Origin of the sequence: Bordetella avium, assembly GCF_034424645.1 — a bacterium.
GTDB lineage: Bacteria > Pseudomonadota > Gammaproteobacteria > Burkholderiales > Burkholderiaceae_B > Bordetella > Bordetella avium.
The window spans coordinates 2467234-2480145 of sequence record NZ_CP139969.1 but is presented as its reverse complement, the minus strand read 5'-3'; the positions used below and the strand labels follow the sequence as shown (position 1 = coordinate 2480145).

10 protein-coding genes are annotated in these 12912 nt (G+C 58.4%); 5 read left to right on the top strand and 5 right to left on the bottom strand.

The annotated features are described in order from the left end of the window. Nucleotides 1–69 precede the first annotated feature (69 nt). Nucleotides 70–1644, bottom strand: a complete 1575-nt coding sequence (locus U0029_RS11470) for a sensor domain-containing diguanylate cyclase (RefSeq protein WP_114851838.1) — start codon at nt 1642–1644, stop codon at nt 70–72. A gap of 731 nt (nt 1645–2375) precedes the next feature. After that, nucleotides 2376–3275: a LysR family transcriptional regulator gene (locus U0029_RS11465; RefSeq protein ID WP_114851839.1), complete on the bottom strand. Its 900-nt coding sequence runs from the start codon at nt 3273–3275 to the stop codon at nt 2376–2378. Between the two features lie 162 nt (nt 3276–3437). On the opposite strand from U0029_RS11465, the gene U0029_RS11460 reads away from it, so the two are divergent. The 5 genes from U0029_RS11460 to U0029_RS11440 all read left to right on the top strand — a co-directional run bounded on the left by U0029_RS11460 (nt 3438) and on the right by U0029_RS11440 (nt 9380). Beyond that, a complete protein-coding gene (locus U0029_RS11460; protein ID WP_012416872.1) occupies nt 3438–4514 on the top strand; it encodes a putative 2-aminoethylphosphonate ABC transporter ATP-binding protein in 1077 nt (358 codons plus the stop codon). A gap of 10 nt (nt 4515–4524) precedes the next feature. Further along, a complete protein-coding gene (locus tag U0029_RS11455; protein WP_169507408.1) occupies nt 4525–6249 on the top strand; it encodes a putative 2-aminoethylphosphonate ABC transporter permease subunit in 1725 nt (574 codons plus the stop codon). Between the two features lie 5 nt (nt 6250–6254). After that, nucleotides 6255–7097, top strand: a complete 843-nt coding sequence (gene phnX, locus U0029_RS11450) for a phosphonoacetaldehyde hydrolase (RefSeq protein ID WP_012416874.1) — start codon at nt 6255–6257, stop codon at nt 7095–7097. Nucleotides 7098–7216: 119 nt separating this feature from the next. Next, nucleotides 7217–8179, top strand: a complete 963-nt coding sequence (locus tag U0029_RS11445) for a putative 2-aminoethylphosphonate ABC transporter substrate-binding protein (RefSeq protein ID WP_231838679.1) — start codon at nt 7217–7219, stop codon at nt 8177–8179. Between the two features lie 73 nt (nt 8180–8252). Beyond that, nucleotides 8253–9380, top strand: a complete 1128-nt coding sequence (locus U0029_RS11440) for a TIGR03364 family FAD-dependent oxidoreductase (protein ID WP_012416876.1) — start codon at nt 8253–8255, stop codon at nt 9378–9380. Between the two features lie 48 nt (nt 9381–9428). Here the strand turns inward: U0029_RS11440 and U0029_RS11435 are convergent, their stop codons facing one another. From U0029_RS11435 to U0029_RS11425, 3 genes are all read right to left on the bottom strand, one after another. Further along, entirely contained in the window at nt 9429–9881 is a 453-nt protein-coding gene (locus U0029_RS11435; protein ID WP_114851841.1) for a DUF2214 family protein, read from the bottom strand. Between the two features lie 99 nt (nt 9882–9980). Further along, nucleotides 9981–10664 carry a Fe2+-dependent dioxygenase gene (locus tag U0029_RS11430; protein WP_012416878.1) on the bottom strand — a complete coding sequence of 228 codons (684 nt, stop codon included), beginning with the start codon at nt 10662–10664 and terminating at the stop codon, nt 9981–9983. A gap of 1 nt (nt 10665) precedes the next feature. Then, on the bottom strand, nt 10666–12861 hold the full coding sequence (locus U0029_RS11425) for a TonB-dependent receptor (protein ID WP_114851842.1): 2196 nt from the start codon (nt 12859–12861) through the stop codon (nt 10666–10668). Between the last annotated feature and the right edge of the window lie 51 nt (nt 12862–12912).

Genomic DNA, 12912 nt, shown 5'->3' with positions numbered 1-12912 from the left:
GCTTCTACGGGGCAATAGGGGATTTTTCCCGCTTAGGAAGGCAGCAAAAGCGGGATGGGTCTCCAATCTTTATTCCAATTCGTCTGCTGTTTCGACACGATTTCGTCCGTTGGCTTTGGCCTGGTAAAGCATATCGTCTGCCATTTTGCTTAGTTGGGATAGCTTGCTGCAATCGTAGGGCCAAACTGCGACACCAAGCGAAATAGTGATATTGCCCACAGTATTGAAATCGTATTCGCTAACTTGGACCCTAATTCGTTCGGCCATTTCCTTTGCTGAATCGCGACTCATTGCGGGCGCCAAGATGAGGAACTCTTCCCCTCCAATTCGACAGACGACGTCAGCAGCCCTTGCGCATGAGGACATGATCTCTGACAGCTTCTTTAATACTTCATCGCCTACAGCATGGCCATAGGTATCGTTAACTTTTTTAAAGTGATCGATATCAATGGCGATGATGGCGACCGAGCGGTGGTATGACTCCCAAGTGTTGATGCATATCTCGTATACCCTTCTGTTCGCTAATCCAGTCAGAGCGTCTTTAGCTACATCGGAGTTGAGTTTATCTATCTTGCCTTGCATAAAGCTAATGCCAGAAATCAATGCTTTTTGTAAGGCCATAGTTTCGAAATACCAGGCTTTGGTAGTCTTGATTTGGCCTATGTCCATCGTCGACGCGCCCTCTGCAAGTCGTCGAAGAGGTTTGGAAATTATTCTTGCGCACTGAACAATAAATAATATAAGCAAAATTGTCATTGGCAAAGCATTGAGCATGACTCGGTAAATTAGCTCGTTCATCGGCTCAAGCGTGCTTGACAAGGGGCGTTGCGTAACGATTCCCCAGCCAACTTCTGGCACATAGTGATACCCGGCGAGCATTTCGATTCCCTCGCTATTGACTATTTGCTTAAGGCCAGAGTTTTTATTGGAAATATCATCAATGACTGGATTTCCATTTACTTGATCGCCAATTCTTTTTTTATCGGGGTGAAATATTATCCGTCTCTCATCGTCGACGACATAAATATATGATCCGTCTATATGGAAATGCTTGTTAAGCATATGGTTTAGTATACTCGGATCGTTTAAATATATCGTGCCGCTGATGTATCCCAAATAGACTTCCTCATTGTCAAATATGGGCTGAGAGACTGTTATTAGAAGCCGCCCTGTTTGTGCAATGAATGGATCACTTATGAATGGTTTTTTTTCGCGTAGGGCGATTTCTGATCCGGCTGACGATAGGGTTTGACCCTTTATGCCTAGGTCTGGGTCAGTGGCCAAGACCACGCCTTCGTTGTTTGCAATAAAAACAGAGTTAAAAATATTCGACTGATTTCTTATTCTTTTCGCCTCATCATCGAGGAGTTTTTTGTTTTTGAAATCTTGAGAAAGAATTCTTGATGAATAGAGCAGTTGGGTGCTCGCTGAACTCATGAGATCTCTTACGCTGAAAGCTATTTTTGTAGCATAGGCATAGTTTGACTCAAGCGTGTTGTGAATTAATGATTCTTTTTGCACTCTAAAAGAGGCAAATAAAGAATTTGAAAGTGTAATAGATAGGCTTAATAAAGATAATATTAGTATAAGTTTCTTTAAGTCTATTTTCATTTCTATGGTCGTGGCGCGAGGTTTGGTATTCATCGGTGTAAATATTATTTATACGATGCCGATGAATGCCATTGCAGTGAGCAAGGGTATGAGTTTTTTGTCGTGCTCAGCATATGCCTGGCCGACCGGTGCGGTGCTGTACCGATTAATTAAGTCAAAGATTGTAAGCGACTGTATTGCCGATTGAAAATCGGGTTACGCCACAATTGAAAGCATTGACGAAGAGCGAAGACGAGTGTGCGAACCTAGTCTCAAGGGGCAGCAAGAGGCCGACGGTGGGGCGATATTGGCGCTGCCCGCCAGAAAGAAGTCCAGTCCTTGTTGGCCAAGGCTGCAGCGGGTGCCGACGTGATGGTGGCATTTCCAGGGAATCATCCGCAGCGAATGCGGTTTCAGCTGGGATGATCAAGGTCCAGGCCATGGCTGATGAGGGCGGGAAGAAAACCGTTCAGGAATACAGCCCGATTAATGTTGCTCAGGTTTTTGCCCTGGAGAAGGGGTATGTCTGTCCATCTAAGAAATTCCGTTTTCGGCGTCCAACCATCCATCGTTAGATTCTGGTTTAGCAATGTTGCAGGCTAGGGCTATTGTTTTATGAGCGTATCGAGACTCATCGAGCCAAGGGCGCTCCGGCAAGCTGTTTGGGTCTGGCCGTCGCGCTTAGCTGTGGCTTGAGAGGGGCCAATTCTGGGCAGGGCGTCCAGGTCTTTTCGGGAGGCTTAGTGTTTCTGGCCAGGTCCAGAGCCTTGATGGCGCAAGGGGGCCTATGTTGTTGCGATTGATGGCGAACTTTGGGCGGGCTGTTCAGCCTGCGGCGCCAGTTCCAGAAAACGTGCGATCAATTGCACGGGCTGGCGCTCGCGCAGGTAGTACAGATATTCGTGCATGAGAATACGGCAGTCCGAGAGGTCCAGTGTGGCCAGTTCCGCGTAGGCGGGCACTTCGCGTGCCGGGATCAGGCTGATGCCCAGATTGCATTGGACCGCCTGCCGGATGGACTCCCGGCTGCCGATCTCCAGTACCCGACTGGGGGTAATGCTGGCGTCGCTCAAGGCCTGTTCGGTCAGTTGCCTTGTCATGGAACCGGGTTCGCGCAGCAGCAGGGTGTAAGGCTGCAAATCGGCCAGCGTGACCGAGGTGCGGCTGGCCAGCGGATGTTCGCGGTGCAGCACGACGCGCAGGGGGTCAGCGGCGATCATGCGGCGATACAGATGCTTGTCGTCCATCACATAGGAGGACGTAGCGATCTCGATGCGGTACTCGTGCAGTGCTTTGAGCACGCTTTGTGAGTTGCCTATGGTCAGGCTCAGTTCGATGCCCGGATAGCGTTCGTTATATCGCTTGACCGTATCCATGATGTAGAAAGGGCCGGTCGCGCCTATGCGCAAATTGCCTTCGCGAAGTTCGCGGGCGTCACGCAGGCGGAACTCAATTTCGCTTTCTTGAAGCATCAGTTTTTCGACCAAAGGCATCAGGCGGTGCCCGGCATCGGACAGTCGCAGAGAACGCCCCTGGCGATAAAACAATTCGATCCCGTAGCGGGACTCCAATTGGCGTAATTGGCCTGTCACAGTGGGCTGGCTTACTCCCAGTTGTGTTGCGGCTTTGGTCACTGAGCCGCAACGGGCGACCGCGTAGAAGGATTTGAGTTCGGCGACGAGCAAGAGGGAAGAGTCGCGCCGACGGCGCGCCTAAAAAGCGATAAGGGCCGCCAGTAGACCAAAAGTTTTTGATGATTTCATTACTGCATTTTCGTGGACTGTCATAAACGGTCAATGAAAACTCCCGATACTGGCGGCCAGGCAAGCATCCGCAAGGGAGGAGTAATGAGCCTAGCCGACGACACTTTTCTGTCGGTGCGCAATCTCGTGAAGCGTTTTGGTAAGCACACCGCATTGGCGGATGTGTCGCTGGACATTCGCGCAGGTGAACTGGTTTGTCTCCTTGGCCCTTCGGGCTGCGGCAAGACGACGCTTTTGCGCGCTATTGCCGGATTGGACTCTCAGGACAGCGGCACGATCATCCTGACCGGGCGCGATATTTCCCGCGCCTCCCCGGCCGAGCGCGACTACGGCATTCTGTTTCAGTCGTATGCCCTATTCCCCAATCTGACGGTGACGCAGAACGTGGCTTATGGCTTGAGCGGCCAGCGCGCGCACCGCCAGCATGTGGCCGCACGAGTCGAAGAAATGCTGGATCTGGTCGGTCTGTCGGGCGCGGCCCAAAAGTATCCCGGGCAATTGTCGGGCGGTCAGCAGCAGCGCGTCGCCTTGGCGCGAGCGCTCGCTCCGGCGCCGTCCTTGCTGTTGCTGGATGAGCCTATGTCGGCCCTGGATGCCCGAGTGCGTACGCACCTGCGCGCAGAACTGCGCACGCTGCAGCGTCGTCTGGCCATCACGACGCTGATGGTGACGCATGATCAGGACGAGGCGATGGAAATGGCCGACCGTATTGCGGTCATGAACGGGGGGCGGATTGAGCAGTTCGGCACGCCGCGGGAACTGTATCGCCGTCCGGCCACGGCCTTTATCGCGGACTTTGTCGGTGAGGCGAACTGGCTGGGCTATGAGCGCGTGGACGGTGCGCATGTGCGCGTCGGCCGTCAGGTCTTGCAGGTGCACGAGGCGCCGGCGGCCGAGCGCGGCCGTCTGTTTGTGCGTCCGGAAGCCATCCGCTTGGGCGAGTCGGGCAGTTTGCCGCCCGCGAACACCTTTCTGGCGGAAGTTCAGGATGGTGTGTTTCTCGGCAGCAACTACCGGATGACGCTGCGCATCGAAGGTATGCCCGGACAACTATTGCAGGCCATTGTTCCGCCTCAGGTCGGTGATGCGCTGCTCGATCAACATGCTGCCGGCCGTTGCTGGGTGGAGCTGCCGAGCGATGCGCTACGTCCCTACGCTTGATGTTGCTGCCATGTCTGTTGAAACCCCGCCTGCTATGTGCGCCCGCCTACCTTCACGCAAACGTCTGCCGGGCTGGCTGGGCCGGTGGGCCACGCTGGGTGGGCAGGGTGGCTATGCCTTGGCGCTGATCGTGTTTCTGGCCTTACCGTTGATCGCCATTTTGGTGCGTGCCATCACCGGCGAGCAGGGCGGGCTGGCGCTGCTACGCGCTATTGTTTTTCAGGGCGAGTTTCTCGCCATGGTCGGGCGTAGCCTGACAGTGGGCGTCGTGACCGTCGCGCTAGTGGTGCCCTGCGCATATTGCTATGCCTATGGGCTGACCCGCACCCAACTGCCCTTCAAGGGCGCGCTGCGTATGCTGGCCTTGCTGCCTTTGCTGGCGCCGTCGCTGCTGCCGGGGATTTCCTTAATCTATCTGCTGGGGAATCAGGGCCTGCTGAAAGCCTGGACCGGCGGGGCGACGATCTACGGTTTTTGGGGCATTGTGATCGGCGAGGCGTTCTACACCTTTCCTCACGCCTTGCTGATTCTGGTGACCGGCCTGACGCTTGCGGATGGGCGTTTGTACGATGCGGCCCGCGCCATGGGAGCGGGTCATCTGCGAACCTTTCTTACCGTCACCCTGCCGGGTACGCGCTATGCCGTTTTTTCTGCCTGCTGCCTGGTGTTCACCCTCACGGTGACCGACTTCGGCGTGCCCAAGGTGATCGGTGGTGATTACAACGTACTGGCCGTGGAGGCCTATAAGGCGGTGGTTGGGCAGCAGAACTTCTCCAAGGGTGCGGCCATTGGTTTGATGCTGCTATTGCCGGCCGTATTGACTTTTTTGCTGGACCGCCATTTGCGCACGCGTCAGGGCGCTGGCATGACAGGGCGCTCGCAGCGCTATGAGCCGGGCGTGCATCGTGTGCGCGACATGGCTTTCCTTTTGGCGAGTGGCGTCATCGCTTTCCTGTTGGCATTGCTCGTGGGTGTGGCGGTCTGGGCTTCCTTCATCAAGATGTGGCCGTACAACCTGTCGATGTCGCTGCGCTCGTACGACTTCGACAATATGGATGGCGGCGGCTGGCTGGCCTGGCGCAACAGCATCACGCTGGCCACGCTGACAGCCGTGATCGGTACGGCGCTAGTGTTTGGCGGCGCTTGGATGGTGGAAAAACTTTCGGCTCGCGGTGTCGCGCGGCCCCTGCGCGCTGTCGTGAGTTTGCTGGCGCTTACGCCAATGGCGGTGCCGGGCCTGGTGTTGGGGCTGGGCTACATCTTCTTCTTCAATAGCCCGGACAATCCGCTCAACGGCCTGTACGGCACGATGGCCTTGCTAGTCATTTGCACGATCGTGCATTTCTATACCAGTGCGCATTTGACGGCAGTGACCGCGCTCAGCGCGCTCGATCCCGAGTTCGAGGCGGCGTCGGCAGCGCTTAAGGTGCCTGCCCTGATCACCTTCTGGCGTGTGACGCTGCCGCTGTGCCTGCCGGCCGTGTTGGCGACCTCGCGCTACCTGTTTGTTTCCGCCATGACCACTGTGTCGGCCGTCGTATTCCTCTACAGCCCTTCAACCGTGCTGTCCGCCGTTGCCGTGCTGAACATGGACGACGCCGGCTTTATCGGTCCGGCAGCGGCAATGTGCACGGTCATCATGGCGACCTCCGCCGCGGTGTCGCTGCTCCTGCATGCGGCCAGCCGGGCGCTCCTGCGCCGCACGCAGAACTGGCGCATGGCGCCGCAAGATTGATTTCAATGCCTTTCTTTTTTTCTGGATATGCCATGAACGCACTTCCTGTGCGGCTTGAAGCCGTGATCTTTGACTGGGCCGGCACGCTGGTCGATTTCGGGTCTTTTGCTCCGACGCGTGTGTTCGTCGAAGCCTTTGCACAGTTCGGCGTCGCACTGACGCTGGAGCAGGCGCGCGGCCCGATGGGCATGGGAAAGTGGGATCACATCCGCGCCTTGTGTGACGATCCGGGCATCGCGAGCCAGTATCAAGAGCGCTTTGGCGCCCTGCCGGATGACGCGGCGGTGACGGCAATTTACGAGCGTTTTCTGCCCATGCAACTGGAGAAGGTCGCTGAGTATTCCGACGTGATTCCGGGTGCACTGCAGACCCTTCGGGAAATCCGCGAGCGTGGCTTGAAGGTCGGCTCTTGCTCCGGGTATCCGGCCTCGGTCATGCGTCGCGTGCTGGAGCGGGCTCTGGCAGGCGGGCTTGAAATCGCTACGGTTGTGGCCAGTGACCAGGTACCGCGCGCGCGCCCCGCACCGGCGATGGCGCTGAAAAATGCCGTTGAGCTGGGCGTGGCAGATGTCGCCGCTTGCGTGAAAGTGGACGACACCGGCGTGGGCATCGAAGAGGGGCGCCGCGCCGGCATGTGGTCGGTGGGGCTGTTGCTCTCGGGCAATGCCGCCGGCTTGACGCGGGATGCGTATCAGGCCCTGGACGAGGTCGGGCGCGAAGCCGCCCGTGCTCGTGCGCGTCAAGCCTTTGCCAGTGCTGAACCGCATTACTTCATTGACACGATAGCCGATCTCCCGAGTGTGCTTAGCGACATCGAAGCACGCCTGGCAAGCGCCGAACGACCCTGAGTTTCTCTCGCTCTTTCTCCCTCCCCCTTCGTACTTCACACCGGAGTTGAACCATGCCCAAGTTTCACCTGCTCGCGCGCCGTTTCGTCGGCCTGCTCGCCCTGGCTGCCGCGCCCGCGATGGCGCAGCAAACCACGCTGACCGTTTACACCGCGCTGGAAGCGGATCAGATCAAGGCCTACCAGGCCGCTTTCGAGCGCGAGTACCCCGATATCAAGATTCAATGGGTGCGTGACTCTACCGGCATCATTACCGCCAAGCTGCTGGCCGAAAAAAACAACCCCAAGGCTGACGTTATTTGGGGTCTGGCTGGCACCTCGCTGGGCCTGATGGACAAGGAAGGCATGCTGGAACCCTATGCACCCAAGGGCCTGGACCAGATCGCTCCCAATATGCGTGATGCCAAGCCCGTGCCCGCCTGGGTCGGCATGGATGCCTTCGCCTCGGCCATTTGCTTCAACACCATCGAAGCCAAGAAGCAAAACCTGCCCGTGCCCAAGAGCTGGCAAGATCTGACCCGTCCGGAATATGCCGGCAAAATCGTGATGCCCAACCCGGCCTCTTCGGGCACCGGCTTCCTGGATGTCAGCGCCTGGCTGCAACTGTTTGGCGAAGAAAAGGGCTGGGCCTATATGGATGCCCTGCATAAGAACATCGGCAGCTATACGCACTCGGGTTCCAAACCCTGCAATCTGGCTGCTTCGGGCGAGTTCCCGATTGGCGTGTCGTTTGATTATCGAGCCGCCAAGCTGAAGGCCGATGGCGCTCCGATCGAACCCATCTTCCCGTCGGAAGGCCTGGGCTGGGAAGTCGAAGCCACCGCCATCGTGAAGGGCACCAAGAACCCTGAGGCGGCGCGCAAGGTCGCTGACTTCTCCGCCAGCCGTGCCGCCAACGAACTGTATAAGGCCAATTTCGCCGTTCTGGCCATCCCGTCGGTTGCGACGTCGAACCCCAATCTGCCGAGCGATCTGGCTTCGCGCATGATCAAGAATGACTTCGTGTGGGCCGCCACCCATCGCGATCCCATCATCGCTGAGTGGACCAAGCGCTACGACAGCAAGTCGGAGCCCAAGAAGTAAGCAGGCAGGTCGCAGGAATCGGGGCGGGTGCGGCCAGCGCTGCACCCGCCCTATGCTTAGATGAGAACTCGCAATGAAAACCTTTGATGTCGTCGTCGTCGGTGGTGGAATGTTGGGCATGGCCCACGCCTGGGCTTGCGCCCGGCGAGGGCTGTCGGTAGCGGTGGTGGAGCGCGCCGTTCAGGCGCACGGCGCCACCATACGTAATTTTGGGCAGGTGCTGGTGACTGGCCAGGCGCCGGGCGAAATGGCGGGGCTGGCGCGTCAAACGCGCGCCCTGTGGCTCGAACTGGCCGGCAGGGCGGGCTTTCATGTGCGCAGCAATGGCTGCCTGGTGCTGGCCCGCAATGCGCACGAGCGCGATGTGCTGGAAGAGTTCGCCAGCGCAAGAATGCAGGCCGAAGGTTATGCCGCGCAACTGCTGACCGGCCGTGAGCTCGGCGCCTATTACGGCGGGCGGCTGGATCATCATTGCGCCGCCCTGCGCGGCAGCGACGATTTGCAGATCTACTCGCGCGAAGCCTTGCCCGCCATTACCCGTCACCTTGCCCAGGATCTGGGCGTTGCCATGATCAATGGCACGCTGGCGCGTCGCGCCGAAGGCGGTGAGGTGCACACCTCGGCGGGTGTCTTGCGAGCGCGCCACGTTTTTGTCTGTCCTGGACATGATTATCTGACCTTGTGGCCTGAACTGTTTGAGCCCTTGAAGCTGGAAGCCACGCGTTTGCAGATGCTGCGGCTGGCTTTCGCCGAGCATGGGTTCGCCTTAGATATGCCTTTATTGACGGGCCTATCCTGCGTGCATTACGGCGCGTTCTCCGATCTCCCGAGTGCGCAGCGCCTGCGGCAGATCTTCGAAGCACGCAGCCCCTTTCTGATGCGTGAGGGCATACATCTGCTTATCAGTCCCACGCCTTATGGCGAGCTGATCGTCGGGGATTCCCATCGCTATGGGGTGGATGCGCCGCCCTTCAATGATGAAGCGGTCGATGAAGCGCTGATTGCGCTGGCTCAACAGGCTCTGGGAGCGCGCCTGCGTGTGCTGGAGCGCTGGCAGGGTGTGTACGGCGCGCATGGTCCGGCGCCGTATTCGGTGTTGCAGGCCGATGCGCATACCACCGTCGCCCTCATGCATTCAGGCGTGGGCATGACAGTAGGTTTGGCTATCGGTGAAAACAGCGTGGCGGCAGTACTAGGCTAAAGCTTGATGAGCCCTCGACAAGGAGGGCTCATCGAGGCATGGGCCTATTCAAAAACTGACACCGCCGGCCATCAAGGTGGCGAACAGCAGCATCAGAATGAGAAGGTGGGCTTCGATCATGACCCAACGGCGCACGCTTTTGACCTGCTCGGGCGAAGGCGGCGTGCCATCATGGCCGGTGGCGTTGTCGCGCCAGCGCAGGTAGTGCAGCGTGGGTTTGATCGAACAGAGCCCGATAATGACAAATAGCGTGATCTTGGCGTGAAACCACGGATTGATCATATAGAACAATCCGCCTTTGGCGCCGAAAGCAAAGCGCAGCACACCGCTCACCAGAGCCAGCAGCGCGGCCAGCAGGTAGAAGCGGTCATAGCGGATCAAGCGGGCGATAGTCTCGCTATTAAGCGAAGGACGCAGCAGCACAGACTCGGCGGTGAGCAACACGACGACGAGAAAGATGGCGACATAGTGCAGCCAAGCGAGCAGAGCGTCTTGCAACATGGGTACCTCCTTATGGTCAGGGGCCGGCGTATGCCGGCCATGCGCGTTTTTACCTGAAAACCGTCAACCGCGGCATAAGGATTTGGCGTTGCAGAGCGTTTATGGGCTGGCCCAGCGGCGCAGCAGATTGTGATAGACGCCCGTCAATGTGACGACACTGGGGGCGCCGACGCCCAGCTCTTGAGCAGCGTCTTGAATCGCACCATCGAGTTCGAACAGCAAGGACCGCTGACCGTCATCTCGCACCAGGCTTTGTATCCAGAAGAAGGCCGCGATGCGCTCGCCTCGTGTGACGGCCGTGACGCGGTGCAGGCTGCCGGCAGGGTAGAGCACCATGTCACCGGCCGGCAGCTTCACGCGATGCTCGCCATAGCTGTCTTGGATGATCAGCTCACCGCCATCATAGGTGTCAGGCGGGCTGAGAAACAACGTGGCCGATAGATCGGTGCGCACCCCGCGCGATTCGCCGGGTGGGTAGCGGATGGCATTATCAACATGAATGCCAAAGCCGTCTCCTTCGGCGTAGCGGTTGAACAGGGGCGGGAAGATGCGCGTTGGCAGCGCACCTGAGAGAAAGAGCGGCATGCGCATTAGCGCCCGTTCGATTTCGGCGGCAATTTGCAGCCCGATCGGGCTGTCGGCGGGTAGCTGCCGGTTGCGCTTGACTTGCGCCGACTGAAAGCCGGCGGTCTGCGCGCCGTCTATCCAGTCGGCGCCTTGCAGCGCCCGCAGGCTGTGCTGTGCGAAGTTGGCCGCAAGCACTTCGGGGATATGCAGCAGCATTTCAGTAGCGCCAGGAAGCGCTCAGTATCGCCGACCGCCCGCTACCGTATTCGATCGCAGAGGAGCGGGCATCACTACCTGCGTTCTGTCGCACGCGTTCGATAAATACCTTGTCGGTGAGGTTGTCGATATTCAATTGCAGGCCGAGATTGCGGTTAACCTGGTAAGCCACCATCATGCTGTGGACGATGTAGCCAGGCAGTTCTCCACCACCTGACGAGCTCACGGCTCGCTTGCCTATGGCGCGCAGCCCATAACCCGCCCGCCAGCCGGAATGCCAGGTATAGGTGTTCCAAAGACTTGCGCTATGGCGCGGGGTATTGCCCAGCGGCCGGCCTTCCTGGCCAGGTCTCGAGGCGAACTTGAGCGTCTTGCTGTCTAGATAGGTGTAGTTGGCGTAGATTTCCCATTGCGGTGTCAGCTTGCCCGCAACGCCGAGCTCCAGACCGCGCACCCGTTGTTTACCGCTCAAGGTGGTGCTGCCATCTGTCTGGGTCTCGCGGGCGTTCTGTTTTGTGACTTGAAACAGCGCGGCGTTGACGGCCAGTTGGCGCTCGATCAACTCCCATTTGCTGCCCAGTTCCCAGCTGTGATTGCGTTCCGGGGCCAGGCCTTGATTGGCCGCAGTGACGCCCCGTCCTGTGGTGACTAGCCATTCGGCCGACGGATTGAAAGAATTGCCATAGGCGAGGTAGATGCGGCCAGCTTCGGTGGGTTTGTAGGTGAGTGAGCCGCGTCCGCTGAGCGCGCGGTCGTTTGTCTTGAGGCGACGTTCGGCACCGTTGACGGGCATGCTGTGTAGCGCGCCCCTGACCCAGTCGTGACGCAGACCCACACCGATATCCCATTGGGGCGACACTGAGATGTTGTCCATGAGGTAAAGCGCGCGGGTTTGCAGCGAGGCGTGGTCCTTGCTGCTGGTCTTGCGCTGCGTGGGCCCCGTCCAGTGTCCGGGCGGCCGAGCCAGGGGATAGCCGCCAGCGGGGTAGTGGCTGGCGATGCCATAGCCATAGGTTTTACGATGATAGGTTTCGTCAGAAAGCTCAATGCCAGCCACCATTTGATGTGTCATGCCTAGCAATTCGAATCGCGTGCGCAGATTGGTTTGATTGGCTGCCAGGGTGTTGAACGAGTCCCGCCCATAGGCTTGCGGACCGGCTGGTTTGTAGTAACCGACTGGCAGTCCGCGGATGTTGATGTGAGCTGCGGAAATGACGGTGTCGCGTTCTAGTTTGGAATAGCGCGTCAGGTTTTGCAGGATGAGCCCGGAGTCGAAACGATGCTGGATGTCTGAGGTGGCGACATGAGAGTCCACATTTTCGCGGTCTAGATTGCGCCATCCGAAATAGGCATTCCGCCCTGCCAGCGGCGCCCCGTTGCGCGCGGGGACGCCGTAGTCGGGCAGATTGTGGTCGGTCTGGAAGGAGTAACTGAGTGTCCATTGCGTGGCGCCGCCCGCGCCCAGCGTCATGGACGGTGCGATGCCCCAACGCTTGCGGTCCACACGAGGCCGACCCGGGACATCGTTGCCGTGCGCCATGAGGTTCAGGCGCCACGCCGCCGCCGAGCCGGGCAAGGTTTGATTGGCATCCAGCGTGACTCGCCGGTAACGATCGCTGCCCAAGGCAGTGTCAGCGCGGATAAAGTCCTCATTGAGAGGACGCTTGCTGATCAGGTTGATGTTGCCGCCTGTCGTTCCTGCGCCGCCGAACACCGAGTTCGGGCCCTTGATGACTTCTACCGACTCCATGTTGAAGAGGTCGCTGCGATAGGTCTGCCCGGTGTCGCGCAGGCCGTCGACCTGAATATCGGTGCTGGCATTAAAGCCCCGGATGTTGATGTTGTCGCCCGATCCGCCGCCACCTTCGCCCGCGTTGAAAGTGATACCGGAGACGTTGGACAATGCTTCGCGCAAACTGTTGTCGTTTTGTTCGCGCAACAGACTTTGGGGGATGATATTGATGGTTTGAGGTATATCCAGCAAAGGTTGTACGTATTTGGGTGAGGCGGAGTGATCCGTTTTGACACCGGGTTGCGCCCGCTCGGTGACGTCGATGGGGGCGAGCTGAGCAGGCGCGGGTGCTGCCGTGTCGGCTGCCTGGGCGCTTGCCGAGACCGTCAGCGCGAGGAGTGCCGTGCTGAAGCGGCGTTGCGGAGGGAGGGCTGCAGTGCGCACAGAAAAAGATTGAGTAGTCATTGCGTCTAATAATGATTCGTATTCAATATTTATTACGCATTACGGCCGATG

Excerpts from the sequence above, each read along its gene's own strand:
- U0029_RS11455 (WP_169507408.1), top strand. The coding sequence starts at position 4,525 with ATGTCTGTTGAAACCCCGCCTGCTATGTGCGCCCGCCTACCTTCACGC.
- U0029_RS11430 (WP_012416878.1), bottom strand. The coding sequence starts at position 10,664 with ATGCTGCTGCATATCCCCGAAGTGCTTGCGGCCAACTTCGCACAGCAC.
- U0029_RS11435 (WP_114851841.1), bottom strand. The coding sequence starts at position 9,881 with ATGTTGCAAGACGCTCTGCTCGCTTGGCTGCACTATGTCGCCATCTTT.
- U0029_RS11425 (WP_114851842.1), bottom strand. The coding sequence starts at position 12,861 with ATGACTACTCAATCTTTTTCTGTGCGCACTGCAGCCCTCCCTCCGCAA.
- U0029_RS11445 (WP_231838679.1), top strand. The coding sequence starts at position 7,217 with ATGGCGCAGCAAACCACGCTGACCGTTTACACCGCGCTGGAAGCGGAT.
- U0029_RS11470 (WP_114851838.1), bottom strand. The coding sequence starts at position 1,644 with ATGAATACCAAACCTCGCGCCACGACCATAGAAATGAAAATAGACTTA.
- U0029_RS11440 (WP_012416876.1), top strand. The coding sequence starts at position 8,253 with ATGAAAACCTTTGATGTCGTCGTCGTCGGTGGTGGAATGTTGGGCATG.
- phnX (WP_012416874.1), top strand. The coding sequence starts at position 6,255 with ATGCCTTTCTTTTTTTCTGGATATGCCATGAACGCACTTCCTGTGCGG.
- U0029_RS11460 (WP_012416872.1), top strand. The coding sequence starts at position 3,438 with ATGAGCCTAGCCGACGACACTTTTCTGTCGGTGCGCAATCTCGTGAAG.